Below are 19551 nucleotides of genomic sequence, written 5' to 3' on the forward strand. Positions count from 1 at the left end.
TAATTTTTAAACCGTAGAGAATTTAGTAATAATTTCTTTACGGTTTTTTTTTGCTTAATTAATAAAGTGTCATACATCGATTATAAATTCTAGTTAGCCGAAAAGTCTTACAGCAAAACTATCTGCCGATTTCTTTATGATATCTTTGAATGTTGTAAAGAACTATATAATAATTGTTTATTAAAACCCCCGCCCTTAAAATTTAATAATTTACACTAAATGAAAAATTTTTACGAGAAGAACTATTTTCTAAGACTATTTGTTTTACTGGTGTTCTTTTGTACTAAGATTACCTTAGCACAAAACTGGGATCAAAGTGAATTGAACTTCAATGGTTTAACTGATGTGTCTAGTGGAGTAACGGCAATGGAGTTTGGTCCGGATAACAGGTTATACGTGGCAGAATATCCTGGGTTAATCAAAGTTATGACTATTGAGCGTCAAGATTCTAAGAATTACAATGTTATAGAGGTAGAGGTGTTAAATGGAGTTCAAACTATGGAGGACCATAATGATGATGGAACCATTTATAATAGTATAGAAAGAGAAACTACAGGGCTTACTGTCGGAGGTACGGCTGTGAATCCAGTAATTTACGTAGCTTCTAGTGATTTTAGAATAGGTGCAGGTTCTGGTGGTGGTAATGGCGATGTAGGCTTGGATACAAATTCTGGAGTTATAACAAGATTTACTTGGACGGGAACAGAGTGGAATGTAGTAGATTTAGTTAGAGGTTTACCTCGTTCAGAAGAAAATCATGCAACAAATGGTTTGGAGGTTGCAATCATAAATGGTGTTGAATATCTAATAGTTGCTCAAGGAGGCCATACTAATGGAGGTGCTCCTTCTGAAAACTTTGTTTTTACATGTGAATATGCATTGTCTGGGGCAATTTTAGCAATCAATTTGGATGAGCTAAACGGTATGCCAATTTTAAATGACAATGGTAGAAGTTATATCTATGATTTGCCTACGTTAGATGATCCAACAAGGCCAAATATTAACGGAATTACGGATCCAAATAGCCCAGGTTATGATGGAGTTGACGTAAATGATCCATTTGGAGGTAATGATGGACTTAATCAGGCAGTTGTTGTTCCCGGTGGGCCAGTACAAATTTTGTCGCCTGGATATCGAAATGCATACGATATTGTACTGACCGAAAGTGGGGCTTTATACGTAACTGATAATGGTGCTAATTTAGGGTGGGGTGGATTGCCAGAAGGAGAAGGTACTGCAAATGTTACCAATGCATATAATCCCTTAGAACCAGGAAGCAGTAGTCCTGTAGGAGGAGAAGTTATAGATAATCAGGACCATCTAACAATGATTACCAATAATATTCAAAGCTATTCTTTTAATAGTTTTTATGGGGGTCATCCAAATCCAACACGGGCTAATCCAAATGGAGCAGGTTTATTTACAGAAGACGGTGGAAATTCTGTTTTTAGGACTTTAACTTACGATCCAGATGGGAGTACACCTGGATCTACAACTGATGCTTCAATTGCACTGCCTGCAAATTGGCCACCAGTCACAACAACTAATAGTGTAGAAGGCGATTGGAGAGGACCTTCGGTTCCAAATAATGATGGACCAAATGATGTTTTAACTACTATCTGGGGTACAAACACTAACGCAATTGTAGAATATACCGCTACTAATTTTAATGGTGAGTTACAAGGAGATTTGTTAGCAGGTAGTAATAAAGGTCAGATTAGAAGAGTACAACTCAATAGCAGTGGAGGCTTAGAAAGCCTTGATGAAGTATTCCTCACAGGTTATACTGGTGATGCTTTAGCAATAGCTGCTAACGGGGATAATCAAGTGTTTCCAGGAACTATCTGGTTGGGAACTTTAGGAGGTACAAATACTTATAGTCCTAGTGGTGGCGGTATTTTGATTTATGAGCCATTAGACTTTATAGAATGTATAGCCGAGGGTGAGCCAGGTTATGATCCTTTAGCGGATGGTGATGCAGATGGATATACAAACCAAGATGAAATAGACAACGGCACTGGAGAATGTAATGGAGGATCACAACCAAGTGATTTTGATAAAGCTGCTGGAGCGCCATTCATCTCAAATTTGAATGATATGGATGACGATTCCGATGGTATCCCAGATGCTCAAGATCCATTTCAATTAGGCAATCCTACTCAAGGCGGTAGTGATGCCTTCACACTTCCTGTGTTTAACGATTTTTTTAATAATCAACAAGGTCTAGGAGGATATGCCGGTTTAGGTTTAACAGGATTGATGAATAATGGGGATGTAGGAGCAAATTGGCTTAATTGGATTGATATGGTAGGTCAAGGTCCAAACCCAAATGATGTTATAGGAGGTGCCCCTGGATTAATGACTTCTCATATGTCCTCAGGAACAGCAGCTGGTAATTTAAATACACAAACAAAAGGATACCAGTTAGGGGTACAAGTAGATAATACTACTGGAAAATTTACTGTAATTGGTAAAATGCAAGATTTTAATGAGCCTTTAGGGCTTTATCAGCATCCAGATGCTATAAATCCTGAATTAGGTTTTTATATTGGTGATGGTACACAAAGTAACTATATAGAATTTGTGGTAACTCGTGATGGTTTTAAAGCTTTTCAGGAACTGAACGATGTTATTCAACCGCCTATTACTAAATCAATTTTAGGTACACCTAATTCTGGTATTTTATTTTATTTTATTGTAGATCCTGCAACGGGAATAATTGATTTGGAGTATAAAATTGATGATAATCCAAGAGCCTATTTTACCACTATCACCGCAAGTGGTAGCATTTTAAATGCTATTACCTCAAACACGCAAGATTTAGCTATTGGTTTAATTGGTACTTCTGGTAATGTTGGGTCAGAGGTCATGGGTACTTGGGATTTTATAAATGTTCTAGGGTCTAATCCTATAGTTAAGTTGGATATTCCAAATTTGGATAGAATTGTAGATACGGCAAATGAAAGCATAGACTTACTTAATTATTTTGAGGATGATTTAGGTGCGCAGAATCTTTCTTTTTCAATAGAAAGTAATACTAATACTGCTGTGGGAGCAATTGTAAATGGTTCAAATTTAAATCTTTCTTATCCCTCAACCTCAGAAATTTCAGAAATTACAATAAGAGCTACGGATGTCGATGGTAATTTTGTTGAAGATTCTTTTGTGGTAAATGTGGTAGAATCGTATACCGTATTGTATAGAGTAAATGCAGGTGGTCCAGAAATAGCAGCAATTGACGGTAATATCAACTGGTCAGAAGATACGACTACCAATCCCTCTGAATATCTTTCTTCACTTGGTGGAAACTCTGTCTTTTCAGGTTCGGTAAATACACTAGATTCAAGTATTGATGCTGCTGCGGTTCCTATTCAATTGTTTAACTCAGAAAGGTTCGATAATGATGAAGCGGCTCCAGGATTAAGTTATTCATTTCCTGTCACTAATGCTGGTAATTATGAAGTAAGAATCTATTTAGGCAATGGGTTTTCGGGTACATCTGAACAAGGCGAAAGAGTATTTGATGTTAAAATTGAAGGAAAAGATTTTCCGCTATTAAAAGAATTAGACTTGTCAGGCACTTACGGTAATAACGTAGGTACAATGATTTCTCATATAGTTAAAGTTAATGATGGTAGTGTGGACTTGCAATTTCTGCATTCCATTATAGAAAACCCATTGGTAAATGCAATTGAAATAGTTGATGCCCCAGATACAGACACTCCAATTTATGTGTTTGATATAGATGACCAAATTAGTTTTGTAAATCAACAGTTGGGTGGAAGTTTAGGAGTACAGGCTGTCGGTGGGGATGGAAATCTCACTTACACCGCTACGGGATTCCCTAATGGTGTTTTTATAGAACCTACAAATGGACAGATTGGTGGTGAAATAGAAGAGTCAGCACTAGCTAATAGCCCGTTTAATGTAACTATAACAGTAAATGATTCTGATGGTTTAAATGGAGATGTCGTAACAACTTCGTTTGAATGGAATGTAATTGAGCCAAGTGGTTATAGAGTAAACGTTGGTGGAAGTCAACTTATGGCTTCGGATGATATAATTCCTTTTTGGGAGCCAAATAATGCAAGTGGCCTGTACAACGGTGGTAGTTATACGGTGAACACAGGAACTATTGCTAGCTGGGGAGGTATAGAATATGAGAATAGACATTCCTCCATACCAGCATATATAGATGAAAACACCTTTAATCAAATATTTAACTCTGAAAGATATGATCCTAGTAGTGGTGATGAAATGCAATTTAGTTTTCCGGTAGAAAACGGAGATTATGTTGTAAATCTTTATGTAGGGAATAGTTTTAACGAGGCAAATACAGTTGGGGCTAGAATTTTCGATATTGTTATTGAGGGCAACACAGTTCAAGAGAATTTTGATGTTGTCGACATTTTTGGCGCAGAAGTAGGAGGAATGCTTACTTATCCTATTTCTGTTACAGACAATGAGCTAAATATATTGTTAGAACATGTAGTTGAAAATCCATTATTAAATGCAATAGAAATTTTTAATGTTGATTCTAATTATCCTGAATTTTTATTAGATCCTATTACGAATCAATCAACAGAGATATTACAATCAGTAAATTTAAATAATGCAGTATCTGGTGGTAATCCAGGTGAGGTAGTTTATTACACTATATCAGGGCAACCAGAAGGTATTAGTATTGATAGCGAAACTGGAGTTGTTTCTGGTACTGTTAGTGCTTCAGCTACTGCCGGTGGTCCAAATGATGACGGCATTCATAATGTAATTGTCTCTGCTTTAAAAAAGGGTTCTGCTCCTGCTACAGTTACGTTTCAATGGACGATTACGGCAGATTTAGTTTGGATAGATAAAGATGAAAATGAAAACTACGAGCCAAGACATGAAAACTCTTTTGTACAAGCAGGAGATAAGTTTTTTGTAATGGGTGGTAGAGAAACGGCTAAAGATGTAGATATTTATGATTACACCAGCGATACCTGGATTAAATTGGAAGACTCTGCTCCGTTTGAATTAAACCACTTTCAAGCCGTTTCTTACAAAGGTTTAATTTGGGTCATTGGAGCTTTCCAGTCTAATGCCTTTCCTTCAGAAGTACCTGCTCAACATATTTGGATGTTTAATCCGAGTACCGAAGCATGGATTCAAGGTCCAGAGATTCCAGAAAGTAGAAGAAGAGGTTCTGCAGGCTTAGTAATGCATGAAGATAAGTTTTATGTTGTATGTGGTAATACCATTGGGCACAATGGTGGTTACACTGCTATGTTTGATGTTTATGATCCCATGACGGGAGAATGGACTGCTTTAACAGATGCACCCCACGCAAGAGACCATTTTGCTGCTGTATTAATAGATGATAAAATTTATGCAGCAGGTGGTAGATTATCTGGTGGCCCGGGTGGGGTATGGAATCCTACCATACCAGAAGTTGATGTTTATGATTTAAATACTAGTACGTGGGCAACTTTGCCAAGTAATCAAAATTTACCTACCCCTAGAGGAGGTGCCTCAGCGGTTAATTTTAATAACAAATTAATTGTTATAGGCGGAGAAGTAAAAGATGAAGTGGTAGACGGGGTGTTAACGGATGATGCTTTAAAGATAACAGAACAATATGATCCTATAGCGGCAATATGGAAAAGACTGCCAGATATGAATCACGATAGACATGGAACGCAAGCAATAGTTTCTGGTGGGGGTATTTATATTGCAGGTGGAGCTCAAAATAGAGGTGGAGGTAATCAGCTGAATATGGAGGTGTTAGGTGCAGATAGCCCAAGTGGCACACCTTTGGCCGCAAGTACATTAAGTGCTCCAAGTTCTGTGCTTTTTACTGCAAATACTACAGAATCTGTAGAAATAACGGTTGCAGATGGTAATACTGCTGTTTTTATTAAATCTATTGAAATTACAGGCACTAATGCAAATGATTTTAATTTTGATAATGCGGTAATAAATAATTCAATCTTAGATGCTAATACTGATTATTCTATCCCTATTACGTTTAATAGTGAGGAGGAAAATAGAAATGCATTATTAACAATTACCTATGATGATGGTCAGGTACTAACTACTGTTTTGACGAACAATCCAAATCTTGAATTTGGAGTTGAAAACCCAGGAAATCAATATAATTATGAAGGTGAAGATGTTACATTACAAATTGAAGCATCTAGTCAAAATGGATTGACTTTTAGTGCAACAGGTTTACCGCCAACATTGACTATTAATCCTAACACTGGCATTATAAGCGGAACTATTTCTGATGGTTCTGGTACTGGGTCAGGGTCAGATGCATTTGTAGAAGAAAACGGTTTGGTAATTATAGAGGCGGAAAATACGGATACAGCAGGTTGGGATATTACAAATCTAAATGGTAAAACAGGTATAATTGCAAATACAAATAGTTTTGGTTCACAAAATGGAAGTACCATTGATTATGATATACAAATTAGTACTCCTGGAGTTTATCGATTTAATTGGCATAGTTTTTATACAGGAGAAATTGCATCTGAAGAAAACGATAACTGGCTCAAATTCCCTAATAATAGTAACGTTTGGTTCTTTGGTATAGACGATACATTCGGGAATCCTGGAAGTGAAGCAGACATTATAGCAAACATACAGGGAGCTCAAAATGGAATCGTATTTCCTGGGGGTAGTACTAGGGTAAGTGCAGCCACAACACCAGCAGGTTCTAGTACTAATGGATTTTTTAAAATTTTTAGAAGTGGCGGTGCTTCTCAGCAGTATGATTGGCAAGCAAGAACAAGTGATAATGATTCACATGCCGTATATGTTTATTTCGTGAATCCAGGAACCTATACTATGCAAATTTCAGAACGTTCCGCAGGGCATGCCATTGACCGTATTGCATTGTATAAAGTGGATACGTATGGCTACAATTACAATGCAGATTTACTAACCAATGTACCTGAGTCCAATCAAGGAAGTCAGGGGCCTGGAGCAGCTGATAATAGTCCATATAATGTAGTAATAACTGTAGAAGAATCTGGTAACCCTAACCCAGAAACCATTGATTTTGAATGGATAGTTGGTAATCAAGGTGATTTAATTGCAGTTCCAGAGGCAAATGTTACAGAAGGGTTTGTGCCGCTAACGGTTCAGTTTACTGCCGAAAATTCTAAATCAGGAGGCAATATTACAAATTACCTATGGAATTTTGGAGACGGAAATACTTCCGAAGAAATAACAACTAGTCATACATTCACTGCATTAGGTCAGTATACTGTGAGTTTAACGGTAGAAGATGAAAACAACAACACAGATACTCAAATGCTAACTATTTCAGTAACGGGTACGGGTATTGCTCCTAACGCCATTGCAGCTACAGATATAATTTTAGGAGAATCTCCTCTAGAAGTTCAATTTGATGCAAGTGCCTCGACAGATGATTTAGGCATTGCCTCCTATAGCTGGGATTTTAAAGATGGAATATTGAGTGAAGAAGTAAATCCATTGCACACATTTACAGAAATAGGGATTTACGACGTAGAATTAACCGTTACTGATGTAGAAGGGTTAACTGCAACAACTAATATTTCGGTAACGGTAGATCAGAATCCTACCGCTATTTTAGAAAGTAATATATTATCTGGTACTGCTCCCTTAGAGATTTTATTTACTGGAGATGCTTCTACCGATAATGGTAGTATAACATCTTACATATGGGACTTTGGAGATGGAAATACTTCTATAGAACCAAACCCAAACCACATTTATACGGAGACAGGAGAATACACTGTAACTTTAATTATTACGGATAACGTAGGATTGCAAAACAGTGCAACCACTGTAATTTCAGTTGTGGAAGAAGGAGAAAATTTACCACCAGTTGCTGTAATTACTGCTAATCCTACTTCTGGCCAGGCGCCGTTACCTGTAATATTTAATGCAAACAATTCTACAGATGAGGATGGATTAATTGTTGCGTACGCTTGGGAATTCGGAGATGGTAGAACCTCTACAGAAAGTAATCCAGTTATTACATATAACATACCAGGTAGCTACCAAGTGTCGCTTACAGTTACAGATGATGAAGGAAAACAAAACACGTCTACTATAGAAATTGAAGTGACAGAAGCTATTAATTTAAACCCGATAGCGGATATATCTATTAATACACAGGTTGGTAACGCACCATTAGAAATAGTTTTGTCTGGTGAAGGTTCTACAGATGATAATGATGATATCGTTGGTTATGTGTGGGACTTTGGAGATGGTAATACGGCAACGGGTGTAAATGTAGCTTATACATACCCGCAGGTAGGGGAGTATACTATAACATTAACTGTTGAAGATAGAGCCGGACTAACTGGTACAGCTCAAATAAATGTGGAAGTGCTGCCAGAAGGAGCCAATTTACCTCCAGTAGCTATTATAGAAACCAGCGTTAGCCAAGGAGAAACACCGTTAATCGTAGATTTATCAGCTTTAATGTCTACGGATGATGAAGAAATTGTGAACTATACTTGGAATTTTGGGGATGACTCTACCGGCACTGGGGCAGAGACTACACATACATATAATATTCCAGGAGAATATACGGTAACTTTAACGGTGGAAGATAACCAAGGTTTAACGGCACAAGCAACGGTCTTAATAGTAGTCAATGCACCAACAATGGTAGAACCTGTTGCAGTTATCACATCTAATATATTATCTGGTAGTACACCGTTAACTGTAGAGTTATCTGGTAATTCATCTTCTGATGCAGATGGGGAAATTATAAGCTACACTTGGGATTTTGGTGATGGCAGCGAGCTTGTTCAAGGGACTGAAGTCATGTATACATATACGTTAGCAGGTACCTATACTGTGACCTTAACCGTTACAGATGACGAAGGTTTAACAGGTATAGCAACTGTAATTATAAACGTGAGCCCTGGTTTAGAATCCCTTTCTCTAGACAATCAAGCAGCTATAATACCAAATCCGGCAACAGATGGGTTTACCAATATAGCTTTGGATTTGGATAATGGTAAAAGGGTAACCAAAATCCACATTCACGATTCTTCAGGAAGATTGCAAAAATCTTTGGATGCGAATAATTTAGAATTGAGTCCAGATTTTGTAGGCTATAGAATACCGGTAGATTATTTAAGGGACGAGTTATATTTTGTAACTATAGAGTTTACAATAGGTGACCCTATTTCACTACAATTGCTAGTAAAAAATTAAATAGCTAATCCACATTAATTCTGATAAAAAAAGGAACGATACTTTAAGTGTTGTTCCTTTTTTTATAGTATAATCTTGTTATTAAACACGACAGTAGCCATTCTTTTGTAGAAAACTTCTGTATAGTATTAAAGCTATTAGTGGAATTGGATTAAAATTAAAACAGCCTTATAGATACGTTGTTTATTTGTAAGGCAAGAGGTTATTCCTTAAGATAGCTATAAAGCAAGTAGAATTGCACAAAAAAATAGTATAGAATTTATGTTAACATATCTATACGCTATAGTTTTTTGTGATTGTTTTTATCGTAAGTTTAGATAGTAGATAAAATATGCTAGGAAAGAAAAGATAGATTGCTATCTTCTATTATAAAAACAATTCAATATTATTAGTAATAATTACACTTAATTTATCCACGTATTTTTTAGGAATAACTATTTTCTTTAGTGTTTCTAAGTGTCTACTGTGGTGTAAATCAGAACCTAAAAAGTCTATCAAATTGTGGTCAAGAAGGTAATAGGCTATTTTCTGAATATCTTTGCCATAATACCCCTGTAAAGACAACATGTTCAATTGTAATGCTACCCCCTTATTTTTTATGGTTTGGTAAATTGCTGGTGTTTTATGGTAATATAAATATCGTTCTGGGTGTGCTAAAACAGGAGTATACTGCTTTTGTAAAAGTTGTAAAATAGCATCGTCAAAATTTATACTGGGTTGTAGGTAAGACATTTCTATCAAAACATGTTTTTGGCCTAGTGATAGCACTTCATTTTTACTTAAAAGTGCTTCAAAATTATCATCAATCATGTGCTCAGCGGCAAAAGAAACCTTAGGAGCTTTTTTAATGCCTGCCAAGGCTTTGGTTAAAATTTCATGTGCTTTGGCAATACTATTTTTGTCATTATCATGGTAGTTATGCATAATATGTGGTGTACAGATAAAGTGCCCCACACCAAACTCTTGCATGCCCTTTAAAAGTCTAATAGATTCTTCTACATTTTGTGCACCATCATCAATCCCAGGCAAAATATGGTTGTGTATATCTACAAACCCTTTAAGATAATCTACTAAAAAATATTTTTTTGTAAATAGGTGTATCATAAAAACTACATCTACTACAAAGGTAGTTGTTCTTATGACAAATTAATTTAGAAGTAAAATTACTTTTCTCCTGTTAGCTTCGCATAAAGCAATTGAGTATATAACTTTTGATTTTCGGCTATTATTTCTGAGGTAGATTTATCTAGTGGTATCACATTATCCACGACCCTTTTCTCTAAAGGTTGATTTTTATACCCATTAGCCTTACTTTTAAAATAAGGAGATAACATATTATAATACTGCTCCAAACTTAAAAGTTTTGGTCTTCTCTTAAGTGCTAGGGGGGAGCTAAAAAAGCTTAGTACACTCATCATCATCATTTTTTGTTAGTAAATAACGTTGAGATTAGTGTTTAAGTATTTAAATGATAAGAAAAATCTTACAATTGGTCGTTAGGTCTTTATTTTAAATTGATAAACAAGTTAAGTTAAATTTATGAAACATATAAAATAGCGTTAGTTTTTTATCATATTTATTATTTTCAGTTTAAAAATAACATCTAAATTTCCAGATTAGTAATTAATGCTATAATTTACCATTTCCCCCGACAACCTACATAGTTTAGAATTTTATGACAAAACAATGGTTTATTCTTGTAGTCAAGACAAGAAACGAGATAAAGGTAGCAGAACAGTTAGCTGCTGGGGGATTCACGGTTTACTGCCCTACTAAGAAGGAAGTAAAGTTGTGGAGTGACCGTAAAAAAACAGTAACAACTCCTCTTTTTTCTTCTTATGTTTTTGTACAACTCAAAGAGAAAGAACGGAGTAATGTCTTTACAGTTCCAGGTATTTTGCGCTATTTATTTTGGTTAGGAAAACCTGCTGTGGTACAAGATGCAGAAATGGATTACTTGCAAAAATGGTTGGCAAACGATGCCATAGATGAAGTAAGCGTGGCCAAATTGCATCCGGGAGAAAATATTACTATAAAGCATGGTGTTTTAAAAGATAAAAAAGCTGTGATACAGCAGATTAGCGGTAAAAGAGTTAAACTGGCAATCCAAGGTTTGGGTATTGTGGTCAATATCAAAATGAGAGAATTAGTTAAGTGATGGTATGTAGCACAACTTACCTTTACAGCTCAAGAGATGTCATTTTATTAATTATGAAACTCATAATTTCCACAAGAGAAGTATTATCAAATTAAGAACACCTTCTTTAAAAATGTATTCAATTCATAAAAATTTACAATGTGTTTCTTTTCATTTAGGTTAGTAGATTAGGACGCATTATGTTTGTACTAGAATAGTATCATTTTATTCATCAATACTTAGACCATTTTCTTCTCTCTGTGAGCAACATTACTGTGACTCGCTCTGCGGAGCACGTGGTTCAAAATTAAAATCCCTCACCTTTTTTAATCTTTAAATAACTGTTTATCAAAGCGTAAAAGCTTGTGGTGAATACTGCATAATCCATTAACACTATCAATTATGAAAGTAGCCTTAATTACAGGTGTAACCGGCCAAGACGGTGCCTACTTAAGTGAGTTTTTATTAAAAAAAGGATATCAAGTTCACGGTATCAAAAGAAGAACTTCATTATTTAATACAGATCGTATAGATCACTTGTATCAAGATCCACACGTAGATGATCAAAATTTCTTTCTGCACTATGGGGATATGACGGATTCTACCAACCTTATTCGTCTTATACAAGAAATTCAGCCAGATGAAATTTATAATTTGGCAGCAATGAGTCATGTAAGAGTGTCTTTTGAAATTCCAGAATATACGGGTAATGCAGATGGTTTAGGTACCTTGCGTATTTTGGATGCTGTACGTTTATTGGGCTTAGAGAAAAAGACAAGAATTTATCAAGCTTCCACTTCAGAATTGTACGGTAAGGTGCAAGAGGTACCACAATCAGAAACTACGCCTTTTTATCCACGTAGTCCCTACGCCGTAGCAAAAATGTATGCCTATTGGATTACCGTAAATTATAGAGAAGCTTACGGTATGTACGCGTGTAATGGTATTTTGTTTAATCATGAATCCCCAATTAGAGGGGAAACTTTTGTAACCCGTAAAATTACCAGAGCTGCTGCAAGAATAGGTTTAGGTTTACAAGAAAAATTATACCTAGGGAACCTAGATGCCAAAAGAGACTGGGGGCACGCTAAAGATTACGTACGTATGATGTGGATGATCCTACAAGCAGAAGAAGCAGAAGATTGGGTAATTGCTACCGGTAAGACTACTACAGTTAGGGATTTTGTACGTTTAGCTTTTGGAGAGATTGGCGTGGAGTTAGAATTTAAAGGAGAGGGTATTAATGAAAAAGGCTATGTAGTTTCTTGTAGTAATCCTGAGTTTCAAATAGAAATAGGTAAAGAAGTACTCTCAATAGACCCTAAGTATTTTAGACCAACAGAAGTAGAATTGTTGATAGGTGATGCTACCAAGGCAAACACTAAACTAGGATGGACTCCAGAGTACGAGTTAAAGGATTTAGTAAAAGATATGATGCAAAGTGATGTACGATTAATGCAAAAAGATCAACACTTGCAACATGGCGGGTATGATACTTTTAATTACTACGAATAGAAACAAACAGTCATAATTATTAAAATTTAGCCAATGGATAAGTCAGCCAAGATATATGTAGCTGGGCACCGTGGCCTTGTTGGGAGCGCCATTGTAAAGAATTTGCAAGCAAAAGGCTATACTAATTTAGTATACCGTACGCATGCAGAATTGGACCTTACAGATACAACAGCAGTTGCACAATTCTTTGCTTTAGAAAAGCCTGCCTATGTCATCTTGGCTGCGGCTAAAGTAGGGGGTATCGTAGCTAATAATACCTATAGAGCAGATTTTATACATCAGAACTTGATGATACAGAATAATGTAATACATCAAAGTTATGTGCATGGGGTGCATAAATTATTGTTTTTGGGAAGTACATGCATTTACCCCAAAGCATGTCCGCAACCCATGAAAGAGGATTACCTGCTTACCGATGTTTTAGAATATACCAACGAGCCTTATGCCATTGCAAAGATTGCGGGAATAAAAATGTGCGAGAGTTACAACTTACAATACGGCACTAATTTTATATCGGTGATGCCTACTAATTTATACGGACCAAATGATAATTTTGATTTGGAAAAATCGCACGTATTGCCTGCTTTGATTCGTAAAATGCATTTGGGTAAGGCATTAGAAGAGGGCAATTGGGAAGCCATCCGTGCAGACCTGGATAATTTGCCTATAGAAGGTCTTAACGGTAGTGCGGAAGGGAACGAAATTTTGTCCATCTTAGACAAGTATGGAATCCAAAAAGAAGGGGGGCAAGTGCGTATAGAAATATGGGGCTCTGGCACCCCTATGCGGGAGTTTTTATGGAGTGAGGATATGGCAGATGCTTGTGTTTTTTTAATGGAGCAAAGAGATTTTAAAGATTGCTATCCACCAGATACTAAAGAAATAAGAAATACCCATATTAATATTGGTACAGGTGTAGATATCAGTATTAAAGACTTGGCGTATTTGGTCAAAGAAAAAGTAGGTTTTACAGGAGAACTGTTTTTCAATACAGAAAAACCAGACGGTACCCTTAAAAAGTTGACAGACGTTTCTAAACTGCATGCCTTAGGGTGGCAGCATACTGTTGCCCTAGCGCAGGGGATAGAACAAATATATACCTGGTATAATCCAATACCTGTAGATTAAATAGGAGCAACCCCATTTTTTTAGCAATCAAAAAGTTCTCAAGAACTTTAAGTTTCTTTACGTGAGAAAATCATACTTTATAATTCCGCTCTCTTTTATTGTGCACCTAGGGATTATCAATAGTGTCTTGTATTTATGTACTCCGGATACCTTTAGGCATGGGTACAGCGTGCTGTATTACAATATCGCTTGGCTTTTGGTTACCTATGGTATTAATTTTTATAAGAACGCAAGAAAAAAGGGACTACTCAATAATTTTAAAAATTATGTAAGGCTCTTTTTGGTGTACGGCTTGGTGTTTTTTGCTTCATTTACCTTTTTAGGAGCAAATACATATGCTAATTTTTATTTGTTCTCGGTATATCTTATTATTTGCCTTTTTTTAGTCATATTTAATATCATTTTTTACTTCGCTAGAAAGGCTTACCGCAAAAAAGCAGCTCCCAACAAACGGGTTGTGGTGATAGGTTGGGATAAAAACTTAAAGAAGATTCGTAGAATTTTTGATAACCCAGAGCATGATTATGAATATGTGGGTTTCTTTGATAATAAAGACTCTCAAAGCCCTACCTACTTGGGTAAAATTGCTACCTGTTACGATTATATTTTTAAAGAAAATATAGATGAGCTGTATTGTATTGCTTCGCAATTGTCTAAAGATGAGATTCAGCACATCATGAATATTGCAGACAATACCATGAAACGGGTACGGATTATCCCGGATAACAAAGAATTATTTTCTAGAGCTATGAGTATTGAGTTGTATGATAATGTGCCTGTTCTCAATCTAAGGGCATCCCCTCTAGAACTAGAATATGCCAACTTGGTAAAACGCGTGTTCGATGTTGTTTTTTCCCTTTTTGTTATCGTATGTGTCTTTAGTTGGTTGCTTCCTATTGTAGCCCTCTTAATTAAATTAGATTCTAAAGGGCCTGTTTTCTTTAAACAGTTGCGTCATGGTGTAAACACAGAAACTTTCTGGTGTTTAAAGTTTAGGTCTATGGCTAAGAATAAGGAGAGTGATGCTAAAATGGCATCTAAGAACGATATGCGCATTACCAAGGTGGGGCGCATTCTTAGAAAAACAAGTATAGACGAGCTACCGCAATTTTTTAATGTGTTGATGGGCGATATGAGTGTGGTAGGCCCACGCCCGCATATGGTGGTACAAACAGAAGAATATCAAAAATCAGTAGATAAGTATTTGGTGCGTCACTTTTTAAAACCAGGGATTACTGGCCTAGCGCAGGTAAAAGGCTATAGGGGAGAGGTGATTCAAAAGTCGGATATATTAAACAGAGTCCGGTATGATATTTTTTATATGGAAAAATGGTCTTTAAAGTTAGACCTTCGGATTATATTTTTCACCGTTTTTAATGCCCTAAAAGGCGAAGAAAAAGCGTATTGAGGATCCATGACACAATCTTTGACCAAACAAAAACGTAAGATGTCTTTAGGGAAATGGCTCACCCTATTATTTTTGGTAGTTTCTGTAGGATTTGTTTGTTTTCTGAGTTGGAAAAAGGACCCTGATTTAGGAACGCTTTCATGGATGCCTAGTTTTATAGCAGAATGGGGAGATTTAAGTGAAAATGACACCTTACGTACAGGTGTTCCCTTTATAGGTATGGCGGTAGTTATTGGTATATATTTACTGCGCTACGATAATTTCACCGTTTTTAATGTAGTATTAGCTTGGTTGGCTATGGTGTTACTCATCATTTTTGTAGAACTGGTGCAATATTTTATCCCTACACGCTATTCTGATTTCAGAGATGTTTTGTGGGCTGGCGCTGGTGCTGCTTTTGGATTCCTAATCATCACAATTTTTAAAAATATAATTCCAAATAGACCATAGTTTAAGATTGTATCAAGTGCCGAAGGAAAGAATCTTATATATTGATAGATTAAGGGGAGTTAATATACTATTAGTTGTTATGGGGCACGTGATAACGAATAATGTAATTGACAGTAGTTCTAATTCACTATTGGTTTGGGGGTCTACATTTAGAATGCCTTTGTTTATGTTTTTATGTGGCTACGTGGCATTTAAAATTATAACGCCTAAAATTTTTGAGAATTATTTAAATTTTATAGGTAAAAAAGCAAGGACGCTATTGTTGCCATTTTTAGCATGGCCATTTTTGGTAGAACCATTTTTTTTTAGCGATATAACTGCGGTGGATTTTAAAACTATTCTAGTAGATATAATTTCTGGTGGCGGCCTTTGGTTTTTGTGGTATTTGTTTTGGATAACGCTTATCTATTCCTTTTGGTTATATATAACATCTAAGGCAACCTTAGTGCCGCGTTCCTACGGAGATATGCTCATGTTTATTGGGGTTGTTACTATCTTACTAGGAATATGGACTTATTTTAAAAATCCAGCGTTTAAGCAGTTTATTTTTTACCTATGTTTTTATTTTTTTGGTGTGTTTACTGCTAAATATAAGTACGTTTCTTCCTTGTTATTAAAACCAAGTTCATTTACGGTGGGTATTCTTGTGTTTGTATTGTTGGTAGATAGATATCAATATGGAGCGTCATTTCCACTAAATACGGCGATTAGGCTAGTTTGTGCGTTTTCTGGAATAGCCATTTTTTATTTCGCTATTCGGAAATTGAAATTTTCAGAAAAAGTGGATGAGTATATAAGAGGTTGGGGCGTTAAATCTTTAGCAATCTATGTTACACATAGCTATACGGTGTCAATTATAGGGTATCCGTTTATAAGCAACTCATTTAATACCTTTTATATGTTTTTAATTTCGGGAGGTATCACCATTATTGCTACCCTTTTTTGTGTAGCAATTTTTAAGTTACTTTCTCAAAGTAAAATATTAGGGTTATTACTATATGGTAATAAATTATGATGAGCTTTTTATTGAATACTATAAATTTTAGGCAATTATTTTAAATCTATGAGCCAAGCAAATCTGGTCATAAAAAACACCTTCTATTTATACGTCAAAATGGGATTGGCGATGGTAATTGGGTTATACTCTACAAGATTAATTTTAGCTGCTCTGGGAGCCGTTGATTATGGTATATTTAATTTAGTAGGCGGCGTTATCGGAATGTTAACATTTTTAAACGCTTCCATGACAGTTTCTTCACAAAGATATTTTTCGGTAACTCTAGGGGCAAACGATATTAAAAAATCTAAACAGCTATACCAATTAAGTACGTATTTACATTTAATAATAGGAATAATCATTGTTATTGCTCTGGAGATATTTGGGCTATACATTTTTGATGGTTTCTTAAATATTCCTGCGGATAGAATAAATACCGCTAAGTTGGTTTATCAGTTTATGATAATCAGTACATTCTTTACTATTAATGCTGTCCCATTTGATGCAGTCATCAATGCCCATGAGAATATGTTGTTTGATTCTGTTCTAGGAATTATTGAAACACTTTTGAAGTTAGCAATTGCATTTTTGATTACCTTTTATGGTGAAGATAAATTGCTTTTATATGTAATTCTATATACCTCCTTAACGGTTTTAGTACGAATTGTAAAATCATTTTATTGTGTTAGAAATTATGAGGAATGTAAAATTGATTTTAGATCCAAAGTCGACAAGCCACTTTTGAGAGAGATGCTAAGTTTTGCAAGTTTTAATTTGGTTGGTTCTCTTGCAGGAATTGGTAGAAACCAAGGATTATCCCTCATTTTAAATATATTTTTTGGCACTGTTATTAACGCTGCGTATGGAATCGCAAATCAGGTTGCAGGGCAATTATCCTCTTTTTCTTCCATGATGTTGAAAGCTGTAAATCCACAATTAATGAAAAGTGAGGGAGCTAATGATAGAAATAGAATGTTGAAAATTGCTATGATTAGCAGTAAACTAAGTTTTTTTTTACTGGGCATTTTTGCTATCCCCTTTATTTTTGAAATGAATTCAATTCTTAATTTATGGTTAAAGAATGTTCCAGAGAATAGTGTTATTTTTTGCCAATTAGTACTAATTGCGAACTTAACTAATTTATTAACCATCGGCATGGCATCAGCTCTGCAAGCGACTGGAAAAATTAAACAATATCAAACCGTAGTTGGTTTAGTGTTATTATTGAATCTTCCCCTTGCTTACGTATTGCTTTACTATGGCCTTCCTGCTTATTTTGCAATTGCCAGTTATATTATCATTGAATTTATAGCTTGTTTATTAAGACTTGGATTTATTAAAAAAATTGCCGGCTTATCTATAAAAGAATATTTAAATAGAGTTATATTTTGTTTAGTTGGTCCGGTATTTTTAGGGATTTTGGCATCCTATATCATTACCAATTCAGTAGAAATCAATTATAGGTTTCTTTTAACCGTTCCATTATGTTCTTTTGTCATGATTGTTTCTATGATATGGTTGGGATTATATAAAGAAGAAAAAGAGATAGTTAATAAACTATCAATGACAATAAAATCTAAAATTGGATTTAAATAATATTAAATGAGGAAAAAAATAGGTGTCATAACCTTACCGTTAAACAATAATTTTGGTGGCATTTTACAGGCATATGCGCTTTGTGAATTCCTTAAAAATCTGGAATTTGAACCAATTTTACTAGATAAGCAGCAGAAACAACCAAAACTGGCCTTGATTAAATTAAAAATTAAGTCCTTTTTAGGTAATAAGAAATTGCTGAGCAACAAAGAGATTGAGATAATTAATCAAAATCCTACCAGATTTATTCAAGATTATATAAAATCTAAATCGCCCAGGTTATATAATAGTAAACAACTTAAAAAATTTGTCTTACATAATAATTTAGATGCAGTAATTGTAGGTAGTGACCAAGTTTGGCGTATGGAATATGCTAAAGATTTTTATAAAACTATGTTTTTGGATTTTGTTCCAAAAGGTAGAATAAAAAAAGTGTCCTACGCCGCATCTTTTGGTGTAGATAAATTAGAGATAAACAAGGACATTACTAACGAGATAAAATATTTGCTTAAAGATTTCGACGCCGTTTCTGTTAGGGAAGATTCTGGAGTTATACTATGCAATGATTATTTTGAAACTGAAGCATTACATCATATAGATCCTACCTTATTGTTAACTATAAACCATTATAAAAGTCTTGTAGATTTAGCTAAGGAGAAAAAAAGTCCTGGAGAAATATTAATATATATGCTAGACTTATCTGGTGATAGAAAATTGATTGTAGATAAAGTTAAAAATGAATTGGGCAAGCAAACGTTTAGTGTAAATAAAAAGATTGATTTTTATGCGGATGGTGTGGAAAGTAAAATTTACCCAACCGTAACCAGTTGGTTAAAAGGATTTATAGACGCAGAATATACCGTTATAGATTCATTTCATGGTACTATATTCTCAATATTATTTAATATTCCATTTATTGCATACGGTAACCGTAACCGGGGTTTAACCAGATTTGAGTCTGTTCTAAAGTTATTCAACTTAGAAGACAGATTGATTACCGATTTCAACCAATTAAGTGAAGAATTAATACATAAAAAAATTGATTGGGCTCCAATTAATCAAAAAATAGACGCGCTTAGAAATGAAACGGAAAAGTATTTTATTTCGAACTTGTGA

General features: G+C 35.2%; 11 protein-coding genes. 9 read left to right on the top strand and 2 right to left on the bottom strand.

From position 1 onward, the window contains the following. The first annotated feature begins 219 nt into the window (after positions 1 to 219). Positions 220 to 9204, top strand: a complete 8985-nt coding sequence (locus HCO57_RS02115) for a PKD domain-containing protein (RefSeq protein ID WP_167987635.1) — start codon at positions 220 to 222, stop codon at positions 9202 to 9204. A gap of 366 nt (positions 9205 to 9570) precedes the next feature. Here the strand turns inward: HCO57_RS02115 and HCO57_RS02120 are convergent, their stop codons facing one another. Together HCO57_RS02120 and HCO57_RS02125 are read right to left on the bottom strand one after the other, a co-directional pair. After that, entirely contained in the window at positions 9571 to 10308 is a 738-nt protein-coding gene (locus HCO57_RS02120) for a tyrosine-protein phosphatase (protein WP_167987636.1), read from the bottom strand. Between the two features lie 59 nt (positions 10309 to 10367). After that, entirely contained in the window at positions 10368 to 10619 is a 252-nt protein-coding gene (locus HCO57_RS02125; RefSeq protein WP_167987637.1) for a hypothetical protein, read from the bottom strand. A gap of 260 nt (positions 10620 to 10879) precedes the next feature. Between HCO57_RS02125 and HCO57_RS02130 the strand changes: the two genes are divergently transcribed. The 8 genes from HCO57_RS02130 to HCO57_RS02165 all read left to right on the top strand — a co-directional run bounded on the left by HCO57_RS02130 (position 10880) and on the right by HCO57_RS02165 (position 19551). Continuing rightward, entirely contained in the window at positions 10880 to 11362 is a 483-nt protein-coding gene (locus HCO57_RS02130) for a UpxY family transcription antiterminator (RefSeq protein ID WP_167987638.1), read from the top strand. Between the two features lie 381 nt (positions 11363 to 11743). Continuing rightward, on the top strand, positions 11744 to 12856 hold the full coding sequence (gmd, locus tag HCO57_RS02135) for a GDP-mannose 4,6-dehydratase (protein WP_167987639.1): 1113 nt from the start codon (positions 11744 to 11746) through the stop codon (positions 12854 to 12856). Positions 12857 to 12889: 33 nt separating this feature from the next. Next, positions 12890 to 13984, top strand: a complete 1095-nt coding sequence (locus HCO57_RS02140) for a GDP-L-fucose synthase family protein (RefSeq protein WP_136950156.1) — start codon at positions 12890 to 12892, stop codon at positions 13982 to 13984. A 61-nt stretch (positions 13985 to 14045) separates the two neighbouring features. Then, positions 14046 to 15392, top strand: a complete 1347-nt coding sequence (locus HCO57_RS02145; RefSeq protein ID WP_167987640.1) for an undecaprenyl-phosphate glucose phosphotransferase — start codon at positions 14046 to 14048, stop codon at positions 15390 to 15392. Positions 15393 to 15431: 39 nt separating this feature from the next. After that, positions 15432 to 15842 (top strand): VanZ family protein, encoded by a 411-nt coding sequence (locus tag HCO57_RS02150; RefSeq protein ID WP_209065954.1) that lies wholly within the window; start codon positions 15432 to 15434, stop codon positions 15840 to 15842. 16 nt (positions 15843 to 15858) lie between these two features. Further along, positions 15859 to 16857, top strand: a complete 999-nt coding sequence (locus HCO57_RS02155) for an acyltransferase family protein (RefSeq protein ID WP_167987642.1) — start codon at positions 15859 to 15861, stop codon at positions 16855 to 16857. A gap of 48 nt (positions 16858 to 16905) precedes the next feature. Continuing rightward, complete coding sequence (locus HCO57_RS02160; protein ID WP_209065956.1) at positions 16906 to 18435, top strand: MATE family efflux transporter; 1530 nt, start codon at positions 16906 to 16908, stop codon at positions 18433 to 18435. Between the two features lie 6 nt (positions 18436 to 18441). Next, the gene (locus tag HCO57_RS02165) at positions 18442 to 19551 is read left to right on the top strand and encodes a polysaccharide pyruvyl transferase family protein (protein WP_167987643.1); all 1110 of its coding nucleotides are present in this window, start codon (positions 18442 to 18444) and stop codon (positions 19549 to 19551) included.

This window comes from Croceivirga sp. JEA036, assembly GCF_011882165.1.
In the GTDB taxonomy this organism is placed as follows: Bacteria; Bacteroidota; Bacteroidia; order Flavobacteriales; family Flavobacteriaceae; genus Croceivirga.